The sequence below is a fragment of the Pseudotabrizicola sp. L79 genome (genome assembly GCF_036553525.1).
Taxonomy (GTDB): Bacteria; Pseudomonadota; Alphaproteobacteria; order Rhodobacterales; family Rhodobacteraceae; genus Pseudotabrizicola.
In genome coordinates this window covers 1-16950 of record NZ_JAZHDA010000033.1, presented here as the reverse complement: position 1 = coordinate 16950, position 16950 = coordinate 1, and the positions used below count along the sequence as shown (strand labels likewise).

16 protein-coding genes and 2 pseudogenes are annotated in these 16950 nt (G+C 61.6%); 3 read left to right on the top strand and 15 right to left on the bottom strand.

Annotated elements, in window-relative coordinates:
• Positions 1 to 207: 207 nt before the first annotated feature.
• Both V3C85_RS00330 and V3C85_RS00325 read left to right on the top strand, forming a co-directional pair.
• A complete protein-coding gene (locus tag V3C85_RS00330) occupies positions 208 to 528 on the top strand; it encodes an H-NS histone family protein (RefSeq protein ID WP_331793006.1) in 321 nt (106 codons plus the stop codon).
• Positions 488 to 1651, top strand: a complete 1164-nt coding sequence (locus V3C85_RS00325; protein WP_331793005.1) for a hypothetical protein — start codon at positions 488 to 490, stop codon at positions 1649 to 1651. The genes V3C85_RS00330 and V3C85_RS00325 overlap by 41 nt, the downstream gene beginning before the upstream one ends.
• 40 nt (positions 1652 to 1691) lie before the next feature.
• Here the strand turns inward: V3C85_RS00325 and V3C85_RS00320 are convergent, their stop codons facing one another.
• From V3C85_RS00320 to V3C85_RS00310, 3 genes are all read right to left on the bottom strand, one after another.
• The gene (locus V3C85_RS00320) at positions 1692 to 2627 is read right to left on the bottom strand and encodes a DUF2493 domain-containing protein (RefSeq protein WP_331793004.1); all 936 of its coding nucleotides are present in this window, start codon (positions 2625 to 2627) and stop codon (positions 1692 to 1694) included.
• 367 nt (positions 2628 to 2994) lie between these two features.
• Positions 2995 to 4026 (bottom strand): DUF7146 domain-containing protein, encoded by a 1032-nt coding sequence (locus V3C85_RS00315; RefSeq protein ID WP_331793003.1) that lies wholly within the window; start codon positions 4024 to 4026, stop codon positions 2995 to 2997.
• Between the two features lie 11 nt (positions 4027 to 4037).
• On the bottom strand, positions 4038 to 8408 hold the full coding sequence (locus V3C85_RS00310; RefSeq protein WP_331793002.1) for a strawberry notch-like NTP hydrolase domain-containing protein: 4371 nt from the start codon (positions 8406 to 8408) through the stop codon (positions 4038 to 4040).
• 303 nt (positions 8409 to 8711) lie between these two features.
• Between V3C85_RS00310 and V3C85_RS00305 the strand changes: the two genes are divergently transcribed.
• On the top strand, positions 8712 to 9008 hold the full coding sequence (locus V3C85_RS00305) for a hypothetical protein (RefSeq protein ID WP_331793000.1): 297 nt from the start codon (positions 8712 to 8714) through the stop codon (positions 9006 to 9008).
• Positions 9009 to 9015: 7 nt separating this feature from the next.
• Here V3C85_RS00305 and V3C85_RS00300 read toward each other — a convergent pair whose 3' ends face one another.
• From V3C85_RS00300 to V3C85_RS19425, 12 genes and pseudogenes are all read right to left on the bottom strand, one after another.
• On the bottom strand, positions 9016 to 9882 hold the full coding sequence (locus V3C85_RS00300; protein WP_331792998.1) for an Eco29kI family restriction endonuclease: 867 nt from the start codon (positions 9880 to 9882) through the stop codon (positions 9016 to 9018).
• Positions 9882 to 11087 carry a DNA cytosine methyltransferase gene (locus V3C85_RS00295; protein ID WP_331792997.1) on the bottom strand — a complete coding sequence of 402 codons (1206 nt, stop codon included), beginning with the start codon at positions 11085 to 11087 and terminating at the stop codon, positions 9882 to 9884. The genes V3C85_RS00300 and V3C85_RS00295 overlap by 1 nt, the downstream gene beginning before the upstream one ends.
• A gap of 26 nt (positions 11088 to 11113) precedes the next feature.
• Positions 11114 to 11758: an antitoxin of toxin-antitoxin stability system gene (locus V3C85_RS00290; protein ID WP_331792996.1), complete on the bottom strand. Its 645-nt coding sequence runs from the start codon at positions 11756 to 11758 to the stop codon at positions 11114 to 11116.
• Positions 11751 to 12173, bottom strand: a complete 423-nt coding sequence (locus V3C85_RS00285; protein ID WP_331792995.1) for a hypothetical protein — start codon at positions 12171 to 12173, stop codon at positions 11751 to 11753. The genes V3C85_RS00290 and V3C85_RS00285 overlap by 8 nt, the downstream gene beginning before the upstream one ends.
• Positions 12174 to 12251: 78 nt before the next feature.
• Positions 12252 to 12446 carry a hypothetical protein gene (locus tag V3C85_RS00280; RefSeq protein ID WP_331792994.1) on the bottom strand — a complete coding sequence of 65 codons (195 nt, stop codon included), beginning with the start codon at positions 12444 to 12446 and terminating at the stop codon, positions 12252 to 12254.
• Position 12447: 1 nt separating this feature from the next.
• Positions 12448 to 12825, bottom strand: coding sequence for a DUF6915 family protein (locus V3C85_RS00275; protein ID WP_331792992.1), 378 nt, complete (start codon positions 12823 to 12825; stop codon positions 12448 to 12450).
• Positions 12826 to 12835: 10 nt separating this feature from the next.
• Positions 12836 to 13327, bottom strand: a pseudogene (locus V3C85_RS00270) (DUF6878 family protein).
• 102 nt (positions 13328 to 13429) lie between these two features.
• Entirely contained in the window at positions 13430 to 13948 is a 519-nt protein-coding gene (locus tag V3C85_RS00265) for a DNA repair protein RadC (RefSeq protein WP_331792990.1), read from the bottom strand.
• Positions 13949 to 14055: 107 nt separating this feature from the next.
• The gene (locus tag V3C85_RS00260) at positions 14056 to 14496 is read right to left on the bottom strand and encodes a JAB domain-containing protein (RefSeq protein ID WP_331792989.1); all 441 of its coding nucleotides are present in this window, start codon (positions 14494 to 14496) and stop codon (positions 14056 to 14058) included.
• A 125-nt stretch (positions 14497 to 14621) separates the two neighbouring features.
• Positions 14622 to 15821 (bottom strand): DUF932 domain-containing protein, encoded by a 1200-nt coding sequence (locus tag V3C85_RS00255; RefSeq protein ID WP_331792988.1) that lies wholly within the window; start codon positions 15819 to 15821, stop codon positions 14622 to 14624.
• Between the two features lie 258 nt (positions 15822 to 16079).
• Positions 16080 to 16442, bottom strand: coding sequence for a hypothetical protein (locus V3C85_RS00250; protein WP_331792987.1), 363 nt, complete (start codon positions 16440 to 16442; stop codon positions 16080 to 16082).
• Positions 16443 to 16818: 376 nt separating this feature from the next.
• Positions 16819 to 16950: pseudogene (locus tag V3C85_RS19425) on the bottom strand (single-stranded DNA-binding protein); the annotation flags it as partial.

Genomic DNA, 16950 nt, shown 5'->3' with positions numbered 1-16950 from the left:
GAGGTGCCTCAACCAGACCACAGGGGAGAGAACCCCAAGCAGACGAGTTCAGCCGACCTCATCCGGCGATGTCAGGCCCAAGGGGGAACCATCCCGGGAATATGAAAAGGTCTCACCACGCCCACACATGCCCCTTGCCCCGCTCGTCTCTTGCTACGCGGGTTCGGCACGAGTACGCCACGTGTATTGGATCAACAGGAGCACCAGATGCCTGATTTCAACTTGTCGGCCATGTCGTTCGCAGACCTGCGGGAATTGCAGAAGTCCGTGGCCAAGGCGATTTCCACCTTTGAAGCCCGGCAAAAAGCGGAAGCCCGCGAAAAGGTCGAGATGCTCGCCAAGGAACTCGGATTCACTCTGGCCGAACTGACGGCACTCGAGGAACCGAAGCGCAAGCGGGCGCCTTCAACGAAGATCTATCGGCATCCCGAGAACCCGGCGCTCAATTGGTCAGGCCGGGGACGTAAGCCCGGCTGGTTTGCCGCCCATGTCGATGCAGGCAATGATCCAAAAGAGCTCCTCGGCTGAGAGAGCCTTCGCGGCGCCCGACCAACCTGGCGAGGGTCATACCGGTCTCGGCCAGGCGGATTGTGTCTGGTGGCCATGGTGGCGTATTACACTTTCAGAGCTTTGGGTTAAGGAGCCTAATATTTTGAAGCCGATAAAATACTATTGTGTGGACGGCACCACCCAAGATGCGATACCGCTCACCCCAAATAAAGCTGCATTCTACAGAGATGCCGTTGGACATTGGCATATGACTGGGCTTGATGATGTTGCGGCAACCGACAGCATTTGCATTCCTGTTCATGAAGCCATCCGAATGGCAGTATATACACGACAAGAATACGAAGACAGCAAGAGAATTTTAGAAAGTCCTTTCATCTACGATGCTGGAATCGATGCCGAAATGAAGATTTCGAAAGATGACTTTGAAAAAGCCTTGGCTGCAAACAGCCTCGCCAAAAGAGAATTGCACCAAGCCTTGTACTGGCAGGATTATGCCTTTCTCTTGAGCAATGTGCAAAGTGGACTATCAGAGATAATATCAACTGCTGGGGCCTTCTACGAGTCATTCTGTTCCTACGAGTTTGTTGGGATTCCGAAAAAAGAACGTAACGGAGTAAGGAGAACAGACAGTCCAGAAACACGATTTGCCACACTACTACTGCATATTATCTTTGTGCGCATGCACTCGGTCCTGGACTATTTAGTCAAGCTTTCCCTTGAGGTTGAACGGCAGGGCGTTAACTTTGACATATATCCGAAACTTCGTGGGCTAAACGCTCAGTTTGGAGATCGCAAGAAGATCGATATTAACAAGGCCATAGGTACGGTCTTTGAAGATTGCGTATTTATTCGAACCATTGAATGTGTGCGGACGCGCATAATCCACGATGGGCACTTGTCGCCAAATCAGTGGATCTATGAGGTGTGGGACGGTGAGAAAATTTCAGAGCGGTATATCTTGTTCCCCGACATGAAGGGGAATCCCGGCTCATTCGACAGTAGTGGAAACCGCAGATCCTTCTACGGAGACGACACGAAAATAAACGCAATTCTTCCAGCGATTATTCGCGAGTTTTACACCAGAACAACGCTAACTCTGTCGATGTTGCGAGATAAGCTCCTTGAAAACCGGCGTTGGTAGCAGCGCCGATCGTCCTGAGCCGACTGAAATGAGAGGGGGCTCACGCCCCCCTCTCGAACTTCACCACCGGGATGCCGAGCTTCTTGGCCTTGTCGGCGAGGTTTTCCTGGATGCCATTGCCCGGGAAGACGAGGACGCCGACGGGGAGCACGTCCAACATAGCGTCGTTGCGCTTGAAAGGTGCGGCCTTGGCGTGCTTGGTCCAGTCCGGCTTGAAGGCGACCTGAGTGACGCCCCGGGCCTCGGCCCATTTGGCGGCGATGAGTTCTGCGCCCTTCACTCCGCCACCGTGGAGAAGGACCATGTCGGGATATTTGGTCCGGACCTGATCGAGCTTGCCCCAGATCAGGCGGTGATCGTTGAAGTCGGTCCCACCGGTGAGGGCGACCTTGGGGCCTGCGGGCAGCATTACCTGGGTCTCGGCGCGGCGCTTGGCGGCCAGGAAGTCGCGGCTGTCGATCAGGGCGGCGGTCAGGTGCTGGTGGTTCACCTTTGAGCCGGTGCGCGGCCGCCACGTCGAGCCCGCGTGATGCCAGAACTCGGTCGCGGCGTGATCGCGCATAATGTCCATGCAGTTCCGCCGTTCGGTGAGGGTCAGGCCCTCGGCCGTCAGACGCTCGAGTTCGGTGGATTTCACCTCAGAGCCGTCCTGCTCGCGCTGGAGGCGGCGCTGCGCCTGCTCGTTGTCGTCGAGCGACCGTTCGATCCGGGCGGTGGCGCGGTGGAAGAGGTTGACCTGGCCCCAGAGCACTTCTTCGAGGTCGGGTTCCATGCGGGTGTCGGCTAGGCTCGCGACAAGGGCGTCGAAGATATCGGCGACGGCACCCCGGAGGCGGTCTGCATCCGGCATCGGGCGCGGATCGGGCTCGTCTTCAAAGGGGCGGTAGCCGTAGAGCTGCAGCTCCTCAAGCGCATGGGCGGTCTGGGATGCGGTGTGGCTGGGTTCGTAAGCGTCGTCGCGGGTTTGGAACGTCATCTTCTTCTTGCCTCCGGGCCTGTCTGGTCCGCGCGTCATCCCGCGCGGCCTTCATGGGCTGCGAAAGCCGTCACGGGGGAGGACCCTTCACCCCGCCTTCGGGGCCAGAACGCATGTGGAGGAGGACGGGGGGCGGCTGATTTGCTTCGCGATGCAAAGGCGGGGCGAGCCCCGCCGGCGGAAATCAGTTGCCCCCTGTCCTTGAAGGGTCCTCCCCTTTGACGGCCGCCTGCCCATCTCTTGAAGGCCGCTCGGGGGACGGGTGGATGAGCTGCCCCTAGAAGAGGCAAGGGGTGACGGTCCAAACCTGCGATGGTTCCGTTCCCCCTTGCCCCACTGTCCTGAACAGCCCCTTGCGTGAGGACGCTCAGATTTCCAGGCGTTGCTGATCCTCGGGACCGATCTGTTTTGCCAGATGCTGTCGCAGCACCGCCGGTCCGTCTGCCCGAAGATCGTCGTTGAAGTCCCCGAGCCGTGGCTCGAGCACCCGTACTGCAATACCGACCTCGGTAGCTCTGGCGCTCAACCTTTCCGCCGCGCGCTGCCCCGCAGGATCGCGGTCGATGGCAATGTAAAGGCGCCGCAACCCCTCCGGCAGCAGGACGGCTCCGAGGTGACCCGAGGAAAGAGCGGCCCAGACGGGAAGGCCGGAGGCGGCCTCACGAACGGAGAGCATGGTCTCGATGCCTTCGCCGACAACGAGGATGTCATCACACGGGGTCAGCCTGACGGCATTGCCAAGAAGGTGACCCATGGCCCGCCGCTGCACCTCAACTGCCGCCTTGCCTCGGCCGTCAGGCGCAAGCCAGGTGCGATGCACACCCTGCAAGGCCCCTTCCCCATCGGTGACCGCACCGATCAGCGCCGGTCGGGGAATGCTCTTGGTCTGGCCCTCATCCCGATGCCAGCACTTTGGGTGAAAGCGAAGGACGCTCGTCTTGCCGCCAAGGGTGATGCCCCGGGAGCGGAGATAGGTTTCCGCAAGCGTGCCTGCGACCGGCATCGAGGCCGCAAACAAGCGCGCCGCTGCTTCTGGCGTGCCCCCATGGGACTTTGATTTTCTCGGTGCGGGGCCTTCCGGGAGAACCGGCGCCGGACGACCGAGATGCGCACGCGCCTCGGCGAGAAGGTCGGGAAAGCGACTGATCCCCGTCCGTTCGCGGATGATATCGAGGAGATCACCATGTTCGCCGGTGGCACCGTCAGTGAACTTGCCGGCTGCGCCTGGCCCGGATGAAGGGCCGGTCAGACGCACAAACAGCGACCGACCGGGATTGTTCTGCAGATCGCCCACGATCCAGTAGGACCCTTCCCGCCGCCCGGCGGGAAGGTAATGACGACAAACGCTTTCGGCACGGGACGAAAGCTCACGCAAGAGGTCTTCTGTTTCCAATGACATGATCACACAATTCAACCATTGCGTGCATGTAGACCAGAGACCGCAAACCGCGCAAGCAGCCGCTCAAGCACCGCGATCCCGAAAGAATCGGTCGGGCAGAAGAGCCTGAGTTTCCAGGCGATGATCTCCGAAAAGAACCCGTCCGCTTTGAGGCGATCCTTCTGCGCCTCAGTGAAGCCCGAAAGCTCGATGCGGTTCACGCCCATGACGCGGGACCGGTGCAATTCCATCCCCTCGGCCAGACGCACGACGGTCTTGCCCTCCAGAACGAGGGAATGGATCTCAGCGGCCATCAGCTTCGGCGCGTCGGCTGCAAGCGTGGTCGCAACCCAAGTGGGCGAAACACGGCGGCCAATGATGCGTTGGCCGTCATCGGTCTGCAGCCGGTAGACGCGGGTTTCGTCCTGCGGGAGCTGCTTCCAGATCGGCAGAAGAAGGCCCGCCACGATATGCAGCGTGGCTTCCGAGAACTCCGGCACCTCGGCCAGTTCCGCCGTCCAAGCTGCGGCAAAGGTCGCGCGGTCCGCCTCAAGCCAGTGGGTGTCCTCCATGATCTTGGCAGGCAGCGTGCTGGCCTCAGTCGGACGGATCAGGCGCAGGCGGGGTTCGATGGTGCCGTCGTCCAGCATCAGGCTGGTGGCGGGCACTTGCATTGCAGCGCGCCCCGAGCGGCTGTTGACCAGCAGGCGTGCCTTCGGGTCGTCGAGCCAGTCGAGCGCATCGGCCAGCGAGGACGGGGCATTGCGGCGCTTTTCCGCGATGGTCAGAAGCTGGGTTTCTGCGCCGGAGCCGGGATGGGTGTAGATCACCCGGGCGTCCGTGACTCGGAAACTCTCGGCACGCAGCGTCTCGAGCCCAAGGTCATAGACTCCGGCAGCGATGGCCCCCTCGATGCGCTGGTCAAGCAAGTCCTCGAAGGCCGAGAAGAGCACAGCCTGCATGTCAATTGTCAGCGCTAGCAGGCGATTGAGGAAGGTAGTGATCGGTGGCAGCTCGTCTTTGAGCCCATTGTCATCGGTCAGGCTGAGACCGGTCGCGTCTTCAAAGGCACCGAGCGAGCACCCCGCCACATCGCCGCGATAGATCCGGCGGTAGAGTTGGCGCAAGGCGTCGCGGGCATATGGCGACTCGAGGTTGTCCTCGGGGCGGAACAGCCCCTGCCCTCCGGTCTGGCGCTGACCGCGTGTGATGGCCCCGAGCGTGTCGAGGCGGCGCGCGATGGTCGACAGGAACCGCTTTTCCGCCTTCACATCGGTGGCCACCGGCCGGAACAGCGGCGGTTGCGCCTGGTTGGTACGGTTGGTGCGGCCGAGACCTTGGATGGCGGCGTCGGCCTTCCAGCCGGGTTCGAGGAGGTAATGGACCCGCAGGCGCTGGTTCTTGGCTCCAAGATCAGCGTGATAGCTGCGCCCCGTGCCGCCCGCATCGGAGAAGATTAGGATACGCTTCTGATCATCCATGAAGGCGGCAGTCTCGGCGAGGTTGGCCGAGCCGGCCCTGCTTTCCACGACGAGCCGCGCGTCATGACTCTCGCCCTTGCGTACAATGCGGCGCGACCGGCCGGTGACCTCGGCCACGAGGTCGGTGCCGAAGCGCTGAACGATCTGGTCGAGTGCGCCCGGCACGGGCGGCAAAGAGGCCAGCTTCTCGACCAGCGCGTCCCGCCTGCGGACAGCCTCGCGGCATTCGACTGGTTGGCCGTCACGCACAACGGGCCGCGAAGACAGATTGCCCTCGCTGTCGGTGAAGGGCTCGTAGAGCTGCACCGGGAAGGAATGGGCGAGGTAATCGAGGACATATTCCCGCGGGGTGATGTCGACCCGAATGTCGTTCCATTCGTCGGTTGGGATCACCGACAGGCGGCGTTCCATCAGCGCTTCGCCGGTCGAGACGATCTGGATGACGGCCGCGTGGCCCGCCGCCAGATCGGCCTCGATGGCGGCGATCAGCGTCGGGGTTTTCATCGAGGTGAGCAAATGGCCGAAGAAGCGCTGCTTGGCAGACTCGAAGGCGGAACGTGCGGCGGATTTCGCCTGCCGGTTCAGAGTACCGTTCTCACCCGTGATGTTGGCAGCCTCCATCGCCGCAGCCAGGTTGTTGTGGATGATGGCGAAGGCCCCGGCATAGGCATCGTAGATGCCGCGTTGTTCAGGCGTCAGCGCATGCTCGAGCATCTCGTATTCGACGCCGTCATAGGAAAGCGACCGGGCAGTGTAGAGACCGAGCGAGCGCAGGTCGCGTGCGAGGACTTCCATCGCGGCGACGCCGCCAGCTTCGATGGCTTGCACGAATTCCGCCCGCGTCGCGAAGGGAAAATCCTCGCCGCCCCAAAGTCCGAGCCTCTGCGCGTAAGCCAAGTTGTGGACCGTCGTCGCACCCGTGGCAGAAACATAGACCACACGGGCATTGGGCAGCTTGTGCTGGAGCCGCAGGCCCGCCCTGCCCTGCTGCGAGGCCTCGGTATCACCGCGCTCGCCTTTGGAGCCAGCGGCATTCGCCATCGCATGGCTTTCATCAAACAGGATCACCCCGTCGAAATCGGCCCCGAGCCAGTCGACGATTTGGTCGACTCGGGACTTCTTGGCACCCCGTTCTTCCGAGCGCAGCGTGGCGTAGGTGGTGAACAGGATACCCTCGGTCAGTGGAATGTCGCAGCCTTGCGCAAAGCGAGAAAGTGGCGTGACGAGCAGGCGCTCCTGGCCGAGGGCCGACCAGTCACGCTGCGCGTCTTCCAGCAACTTGTCGCTCTTCGAGATCCAGAGCGCCTTGCGGCGGCCGTGGCACCAGTTGTCGAGCAGGATCCCCGCAGACTGGCGGCCCTTGCCCGCCCCGGTGCCATCGCCGAGGAAAAAGCCCCGGCGGAACCGGACGCTATCGCCAGCATCCTCGGGCGCGGCGGAAACCATGTCGCCGGTCTCATCCACGCACCACGACCCCGCGAGATGCGCGCCATGCGCTTCGCCAGCATAGATCATGGTTTCGAGTTGGGCATCTGACAGGAGACCGTCCCGCAATACGGCGGCGGGAAGTTTCGGGCGGTAGCTCGGTTTCGGGGGAGCAACCGAGGCCATGGCCGCCGATTGCACAAGCTTGGTCGGATGCGGTGCCGCGCCGGGGATGTCGATGGCCTGCAGCCGGAAGGTTTCATAAATCGCATCCGACAGACGCGCAGCGCTGTCGTCTTCGGTCACCTCGCGCAGGATATAGTCGAGATCTTCGGCGTCGACGGGCGTGATCGCGCCGAAAGGCGAGGCAGAGGCGGGGGCCCGAGATTTGTTGACGGTGGCCTTTGCGGCGCGGGCAGGATTTCTCGAGAAGGCAGAAGAGCGGCCCTGCTCGGTCGCGACCTCGCGCTTGGGTTCGAGGCGCGGCGGAATTTCGGCGGTGATCCGGGCCAACAGATGCGCCACATCGGGCGACATTGGTTTGGCGAGGTCGGCTGTAATGCCGCCCTGCTCGCCACCACGGCATTTGTCAAAGACCGAAATCCGCGTCTCGAAGCTTGTGCCGTGCTTGGCGAAAGCACCGCCCGATACAGCCCCGGTGAAAACTAGATGTGCAGGCTCGGTCAAACGGCTGAAGGTTTCCGCCCAGGCAGGTGCATCCGGCGCGAAATTGGTGCCGGTGATGGCGACCAGCCGCCCGCCCGGGGCAAGGCGTGCGAGCGCGGAGCGCAGATGCCGCGCCGTCGCCTCGGTCGTCCGACCGTCGACGTTGGCCATGGCCGAAAATGGCGGGTTCATCAGGATGACGCTCGGGCACAGCGTAGCGTCGAGATGGTCGTCGATCTGCGCGGCGTCAAAACGGGTGACGGAGCGACCCGGAAACAAGAGCCGCAGAAGATCGGCGCGGGAGTCGGCCAATTCGTTCAGCGCAAGGCTGCCGCCCGCGATCTCCGCCAGGATTGCCAGAAGTCCGGTCCCGGCCGAAGGTTCCAGGACCAAATCACGCGGCGTGACCTGCCCTGCCGCCAGAGCCGCGAGCCCCATGGGCAAGGGTGTCGAAAATTGCTGGAAGCGCTCCATCTCCTCCGACCGTCGGGTGTGCGTGGGCAGAAGCCCCGCGACTTTGGCGAGGATCGGCAGCAAGGCTCCCGGCGAGCCCGCTCGGGCCAGGAGGGCACGGCCGAATTTCCGCAGGAAGAGGACCAATGCCACCTCACCCGCCTCATAGGCGAGCTTCCAGTCCCAGCTGCCGTCCGCATCGGAACCGCCAAAGGCGCGCTCCATCTCCAGCCGCAAGCGCAGCGCGTCGATCTGGAAGCCCTGCGCCAGATCGGGCTGCAGCGCTTCGGCGACGGCAAGGATGCGGGAAGGCGTCGTAGACGGGGACGGCACGGCAGTCGGCGCAGGCGCCAAGGTCACAGCGGAAAGATCGTTCATCAGGGAAACCTCAAGAGAGCCGGAGGGGTCAGTCCCGCGCGACGCTCTCTCTCACCCGCCGGAACCCGACCCCTTCCGGCAGCCCTCTCCCTCCCATTCCCCTTCTTGCGCCAGGGACTGTTGCCCGCATGGGGGGAGACGGCCAAGGCTGGCTCCCGTCCGCAGGACCAAGGCCCGGTCACAGCGGCACGCCGGGAGGTGCCCACCCGAATTCCGCCTCCCTCGATCTCTCCGGCTGCGGCAGAGTTGAATTTGTTCTTGTTATGTTCTATATTCAGAGTGACGAGCCAAGGGAGATACCCGATGGAAAGCACCACCTTTGCCCTGCCCTCCACGCCGAAGCAGATCGCTTATGCGCGCTCACTGGCATTGCGGAACCAGACACTTCTGCCTTGGGAGGTTCAACAGGACCGACGCACCCTCAGCGCCTGGATCGAGGCTCAGGCAAACCTGAAGCCAGTCTCTGAATTGGATCGTCTGCCGTCGTCCAAGCAGGTCGCCTTTGCCGAACGCCTCGCCCGCATCAAGCGTCGCGCGGTTCCTGACGAATGCTTCCGCGACAAGGGGCTCATGTCGAAATGGATCGATGGCAACCGGTGAGCGAGGACTAGTCTTCGCTTAGGACTTCATCCTCTGGGTCTGCCCCGAGTTGATCAGCGCGCCTGATACCGGCGGCAAATGCAGCAAAGACATCTTCCGTCCGCTTGAAGATCGTAGCTTCAGTGAAGTGCTTGGCGACTTCAGACCGAATGTCATCGGCGGTCTTTGCCTCAGTGTTTGCTTCAGCCCATTTCCGGCCGGGGTGCAGCGTGTCCCAAGGAGACTTGTTGTTTGCGCGAGTTTCCGCGCTGTCGCCATGCTTGCCGATACCAAACAGAATCCGCGTCTCGTTGTTCCAGATAGGCTTGAACAACCTGATCAGGTGACTTTCGGCCGCTGCTTGGTATCCGCTCTGAACGGCCAATGCACGGCACTCAAAGTCGGAGATATCAAGGGTGGTGCTTGCCTTGGTGATGCTCTTGCGATGCTCATTCAGTCGATCAGCAAGTTTTGTACCTTGCTCAATCAAGGACTTCGCGTTCGCGTTCGGGTCCGCCTTGCCGACATAGATTGGCGTTTCTGTGCGAGAAATGGGAGCGTATAGGTCTGCATCGCCAGTGTAATAGATCGCGTAAACGCCGGCGCCATAGAATTTGGTCAAGTCCTTCAGGGCTTGCCGTTCCTGCGCAATGAGCGCCAACGCGACGAAATGCCCAATCAATCTGGGCTCGGTCGGATCGAAGAAGGAATCCGGCATGCGCACAGGATCGATTTCGCGGCTGAGCGCATCAAGGCTGTCCTTCATCAGCGAAATCGATGTCAGGAGTTTTCCTCGAGTGACAGCAGTGATCCCGCCTTGGAGAACGGCTTGCCGAAGCTCCTCGATCTTCTGGGCAGTCTGCTCCGCCTTATCGAGCTCCTGACGTTTTGCCATCAGGCCGTCGCTTTCAGTTTTTCCATAACGCTGACACCAACTTGCCGCGCCAACTCAACCGGCACTGCATTGCCAAGCTGGCGCATGCATTCCGTCCAAGCCCCATGAAGGCGATAGTCATCGGGGAAGGTCTGGATCCGGCAGCTCTCCCTGACGGTGAAATACCTCACAGCACCATTGGGCAGACGCACCATATTTTCGCCGCCAGGAACACCATGCACTCCAGCTTTCAAGGTCTTGGCCGGCTCGTCAATGTAGCTGCCGGTGTGGCCGGGATAAGCCTTGGCACCCGGCTGGAAGCGATGATCATGGATTCCAGACGCATGTCTTCCAGTTGGATCCGGCAGGTCCGCAATGGCGTCGCGCGTTGTGCGCCACGGCTTCGCGATGGGCTTCTCGTCTCTGGACAGCCGCCTCGCAGTTGCCTGCGAACGCCCTTCAAGGACACGATCAGACTTTGCGACCCTGTGGCGATCCCAGTAGTCGCCAAAGACTTGGTCCCAGATCAGGCTTTCCTGTGTGTGGCCGCCGCTCTCAGGGGCCCAACGCGCGTCAACATCGTCGCGAAACCCAACGAATACCACCCGCTCCCGCCTCTGCGGAACACCAAAATTGGCAGCGTTCAAAAGCTTAGTCACAACCTTGTAGTGAAGCCCCGGCCGGGACTTTGAGGTGTGGTGCTGTTGCAGCCTGCGAAGATGATCCTGCCATGCTTCCTCAGACTGGGCGATCAACTCTGGATGTTCGAGCTGAAGCTGGACGTAGGAGAAATAGTCGTGAAAACTTGCGCGGGTGAGACCCTTAACGTTCTCGAAGATGAAGGCTCGTGGCCGGGCTTCCCTGACAGCGCGGACGGCCTGGGGGAACATATCCCGAGCATCGTCATAGGCACGGTGTCGCCCACCGAGAGAGAACGGCTGGCACGGTGGTCCGCCAGAGATGAGATCGACTCTGCCCTCATAGATGGTGAAATCGACCTTTCGGACATCGCCCTCGATGACGTTCCAATCTCCTCCGTCTTTTGACAGCGTCGAATGGTTCTGGCGGAGCGTGTCACAGCACCACTTGTTGAACTCAACCACGGCTCGGGGTTTGAAGCCAGCAGCGGAGAGCCCTATTCCAAGGCCACCAGCCCCTGCGAAAAGCTCGAGGGAAGTCCCCAACATGTTGATACTCTCCCTGCCTGTTCTGCGTTTTTGCATCATGTGCCGAAATCCTTCAAGAACTGATATCACCCGAACCGCCGTCCGGTGTCGGTGAAGGTGTACTCATTGATCACGATCCCCTCCTCGATAGCCTCATTCGAGGTGAGATGGTCATATTCGGCCTGAAGCTGGCGGTAGAGCCAGCGGGCCAGATCGCGGAAGATTTCTGTTACGACCTCCTCAGCATCGTCGGTCGGTGGTTGGCCAGTCTGGCTGTCGCGAGTGACTTCCACGGACATGGTGAATTCGTGGTAGTAGCGACCTCGGTGGCTGGCCTCGGCGGCAAGCTGATAGAAGTTCCGCCGTTGGATCGCCTGCAGCCTGTCTGCGATGCCATGCAAGGTCTCGTCCTGCGGGGCATAGTCCCGGATGCTCGTTGTCGCGCCCTTGACGTGGCTGAGATATCCCTCGAAGCACGCCCCGTCCCCTTGACTCCAGAATCCCGAAAACCAGAGGCAGGGCTTTTCGCGGGTGCCACCACCCATCAGCCGAACCGGGCGGGTCTTGAGGCTGACCGCGAGGATGTCGCAGATACGCTCGAAGTCCTCGTAGACCGCGTCCCACCAATCGTCATGGGGACCGAGTTCGCGATACCAACTGCGAGCCTTTTCCTTGGCGGCATCGGACAGTTCCGGGAACTGATAGACCGTGGTGCAGATCACCTCAGGCATCGAAGTCCTCCCCACGCAGCGCGGCCTCAAGCCATTCATGGGTGCTGGTCCAGCCGATGGATTTCCGCGCACCGAGATCGATGACATGCGCGCCACCGCCAAAGGCGTCCAATCGGGGCCGGGAACAGGTGTACGCGACTTCGAAACCACAGAGGCCAGTCAGGTCGAGTTCGTCAGCCAGTCGCAGCACGAAGCGTATGACGCCTTCGATATCTCCTTCCCCTTCATCGTCATGGAACCAGAGGATCGAACCGCCGGGACCATCCTGCTGCGACATCGCAAAGCCCGAGTATTCCGGATCATCCGATCCTTCCTCGTCGAGATGCAGGCGGGTCAGAAGATCGAGCGCCGCGATAGCTTTTTCGGGGGAACCCACGTCAAGAACGCAGGAAAAGTGGGTGAAATAGTCGGCCATGGTGCCTCCAGAAATGAGAATGCCCGGCCAGGAGGCCGGGCAGGTTGGAACTTGGATGATCAGTTGCAGCACCGCGGATCACTCGCAGGCGACGTGCGCCCGGGCTTTAGCCTCAGCATGGGCCTGCAAGAGCTCGCGGTAATAGCGCTTACGCGCCACGCGCCAGCTGCGGACGGCCAGCGTGTCGGGATGCAGGCGAGAGATGGCAATGCGCAGCATCGCGAGCGGCGTGATCCCAGGCGAGACGCCGAGATTAAGGTAAGCCCGGCTCATGTCAGCGGACCTCCAGGTCCGGCGGCGCCAGATGCGGATCGACAAGCGCCTTGATCTTCTCGGTGCGGCCCATCCAAGGTTCTGGCCGGATCGCCTTGACCCAGTCGGTGAAGCTCGGAATGAAGCCAAGATCCTCGCGGACATGTTGCTCGCCCACCCATCGGGTCGGAATGATCCTGCCGGTCGACAGCGTGATCGTCGGCCCGAAGACGGTCTCGGAAAGCCAAATTCCCGCCGCATGGTGAAACATGGCTCGGTGGCGAAAGTCCGCAGAATGGGCTTTCGAGCTGTCATACCAAGCGTGGATGGCCTGGTAGTCGTCAACGGTGCCGCCCCACTTCTTCACCGAAGACAGGGCATGATGATACGGATGTGCCATCGCCGCCCCCTCAGAAATCATGGGTGTAGAGTTCGGACGACGTGAACCGTTCGTTAAACTCGAGATGGATGCAGCGGGCAGAGGCGTCGAAGCAGAACTCGCCATAAGCGCCGTCGTTGTTCTCCCAGCCGCCGTGAGTGTCGGCGAGCAAATCATAAGCAAGTTATTCGACGACATCGGCAAGCGACAGTTGCCGCATCTCGACAACCGGGTTGTCCCATGTGATCGCGGCGTAGGGAATTTCGACGGAGGGAATCTCCACTGCGGCGTCACCCGCCCAAGCGGAGATGCTTTCGATCTGGCCACTGTCACCCTCGCCATCAAAGGTCACGGTGACATGGGTGATGCCAGCGGTGGACAGCGCATCAAACAGGCGCTCCTTGTTGGCAGGGCGCAGTTCGGCCTCGCGGTCGGCCTGCTTTAGATGGGCCGCAAACACCGACGCGAAGTCGACCACGGACGGCGGCATCGGCGCCGGGAGGGTGGGTTCAGCTTGTGTCATGGAATTCTCCGGAAATGGGGGAAGGGTCGGAGCCAGCCGGGCGATCTCTTTCACCCGGCAAAGCTCGCAAGACCCCCCCTGCCCCCCTCTGTCTCTGGGACGTCACGCCGCGATCTGCAGCGCCCGCGCGGCGAAGGCGCGCCACAGTGGATCGACGAGGCGGGCATCAAGAAGATCGGCGTGGTGACGCAGGCGCTGCACCAGATCGGTCTCGCTCCAGTCCGCTGCGCGGCCGGCCTGCGCGCGTAGCTGGCTCGCCTCATTGACGACGGCACGCGCTTCGGCAGCGCTCATCACTGGATGGCACCACGCGACGGCGCCATCACAGGCCGCACCTGCGAGAACCAGACGGTCATCTCGGTCGAGGATCGCCAGAAGCTGCGGGGCCGCATCCGGCGCGAACTCTTCGGCATGGCGAATTGCCCCGCGCATGGCCTCGGCCAATGTCGGGAAACGATCAAGGACAGCGGGGGCGTTCTCGCCGGACATCGAACCAGCGAGGGTCTGGCGCGACAGCGTCAACGCAAAGGGGAGGCTCGGATCCGTCACAGCATTCTGCAGGCCATGCGTGAAGCCATGGGTGCGCGAAGTCGGCTGAACCGGGAGAGAGAGGTCGAACATGGGATGATCTCCGACGGCGCGGGAAGCCGCTCTCCCCGCCTCGACCGTCAAAGACCAAACTGCCGCCCTCTTCCTCGAAGGGGCGGCAGGGATAGGTCCGAGGTGGGTCAGATCTTGCCCAGACCCCGCAAGCTCAGCTCGGTCCCTGCGCCGACGATGATGTGATCGTGCAGCGTCAGGCCGAGATACTTGCAGCCTTTCTGGATCTCCTTGGTCATGCTGAGATCGGCCTCCGACGGTGTCGGATCGCCTGACGGGTGATTGTGGATCAGGATCAGGGCGCTGGCATTCAGCATCAGCGCCTGCTTGATCACCTCACGCGGGTAGACCGGAACGTGGTCGACCGTGCCCACCGACATGAGCGCGTCCGTGATGACGCGGTTCTTGCGGTCGAGGTAGAGGACGTGGAACTGCTCGACCGGTCCGCGAACGGCCACGGCGCAATAGTCCAAAACTGCCTGCCAACTGCCCAAGACGGGGTTCTGGCTAAGGTAGCGGCCGAGGATGTCTCGCGCCTCGAGGATGACGGTTTCTTCTTGGGGGGTCATGGGGGTCTCGCTGAATTGCACGCGCTGAAGCCCCCTGCCCTCTCGGGGCGGGGCCAGTGGCGTATTTGTGGAATGGGAAAGTTCGACCGCCGCGGATGCAGACGGTCGCTGTGTCGGGGCCTACCTCAGCCGACCCGGTCGAGGAGCTTCTTGGCGCGTCCTTCCATATCGAGGCGGGCATCCTGCTGGGTCTTGTCGCGCGCAAGCCGGGTGATGCCCTGCACGAAATCGAAGATGCTCTCGGGCGGGCGGCCCTCCTCCATCAGCACCTTTTCGATGATTTTGCCGGACTCGGCTTTGGAAAAGCCGCGCTTCCGCAGAAAGTCGTCGCGGTCCTCATCGCTGCGCGCGACGATCTGCTGCCGCGCCGCTTTGATGCCATTCACAAAGCCCTGAGGCGAGGAATTGGCGAAGCGCGTCAGGGCCGGTGCCGCCTCCTGCGCGAAGCGCGAGGCGGCATGTTTCGAATGTCGGATAGTGATTTCCTGGAAATCCTCGACGCCCCAGAGATTGCGGTTCTGGCAGACGGCGCGCAGGTAGAAGCTTGCCATGCCGAGGGTCTTGGCGCCTACCTCGGAGTTCCAGCAATAAAAGCCCCGGAAGTAGAGATCGGGGGAGCCATCCGGCAGGCGGCCCGCATCGATCGGGTTGTGATCATCGACGAGGAACAGGAAGACATCTCGATCCGAGGCATAGAGCGTCGTCGTGTCGCGGCTGATCTCGACATCGGGGTTGTAGACACCGGTCGACCAGTCGAGCACACCCGGCACCTTCCAGCGCGTATCACCCGTGCCGTTGCCCGCGATGCGCTGCACCGCCCCGACCAGCTCATGGTCGTGGATGCGGCCATAATCGGGGCCAGTCACGGCGCGCAGTTCCGTGCGGCCATCTTCGGTCTCGAAGGTCTTGACCTGCTCGGCGCGGTGATTAGAGAGTCCATATTGCAGGTTGATCCCTGCAAGCCGCGCAGGCAACTGCCGCAGGTAGGAGGCCGGCGCGCCGACGATGCTGGCGAGCTGACCGAAGGCCCAATGTGTGGGCGCCACAGGTTCATGGGCCTTCGGCAGGACCAGGTGCAGCCGCTCTGCGCTGTCGCGCGCGGCCTCCACACGAATATCGGCCGTCGCGACGACCCGGGACCGGCTGCGTTCGGACCGGCCCTTCACCGAGGCCCAAAGATCATCCAGCGACAGATACCGCTCGTCGTCCGGCCGGTTGAACCATTCGGACGACACCCGCCCGTTCCGCTCGCCCCGGCTGACATCCACTTTCCAGCCACCAGCCCGCGCCGGTGCGACCGGATCCAGAACTTCCACAACGCCCATCGGCTATCTCCCGCGACGGGCGTCTGGAGCCACTCTCCCGAACCCTAAACCCATCACTGGACTACCAGTCCTCCTCTGACTTTCTACATCGCAAGCGCCCATCGCGCACAGGGCAACGCATCAATCGGGCCGGGCTCTCTAGGTCGGACGTGTTCTAGTAACCTGCTGGAATGTCTTGGATATACTCATCGAGAGCGGCTTAGATTGGCGCCGCATGCCAGCCACCTAAGGAAAGTTGGACGTGGCATTGGCTTCAGTTCAGGGATACAGAGTCGCGTGCGCGACCGTTATCCAGGCTGAGCCGACGCGCTGAACCAGCCCACTGTTTGAGAAGGAGTATATTTGAAGCTCGGGGAACAGCTTCTGAATATCATCAAGCGATTTATACTCAAAGCCTAACGTGGTGTCGATGGTACGCATCCAATCCGGCATGTCATCCGGATAGTCGATCGTAACTTCTGCTGACACGCGATATGGCTCCGCTGCAAACAGGCCGATCACTTGAAAGTCAGCAATAACCCATTCGTTGTAGTTCCCGTTGGCGCGACCAGAAATTGTCGCTGAGAAATCAGATGCCGTCATATCGCGCGGGTGGGAAACTTTGCGAACACCATCCTCCATGTACGTCCCGCAGTCAGAGGCGCGCGCGTCCAGCACAGAACAGGGCGTCCGCAGCCTAAGTATCACACCGATGCATCCCGTCGCATTGGCCCTACAAAGGTCCGCGAACTCGTCGCCTGGCATAACCGTCGAACAGGAAAGGCCAGTCTGGGATCGGCACGCAATCACTTCCTGGAGATCGGATGGGAACGGATACTCGAAGTTCGAACCAGCTCCTTTCGGCGTCCCAGAAAAATGCACGATAAGGGCACCATGTGCCGCAAGCACACAGTGAATTTCGGAGAGTGATGGACGCGCGAACATTAAAACACGCTAACGCAAATTGACCAGAAAGTCATCCCGGCGGGTTTCCCCGCCGGGTAGGAGATGGTCGGCTTCAGAAGCCGACCTCGTCGTTGTTGTCGACCAGTTCGGGGCCCTCGCCCTCGGCCGTCTTCGGGCGGCTGAGGAAGTCGACCTTCTCGGCGATGATCTCGCAGCCGTAGCGGTCGACACCCGCCGCATCGGT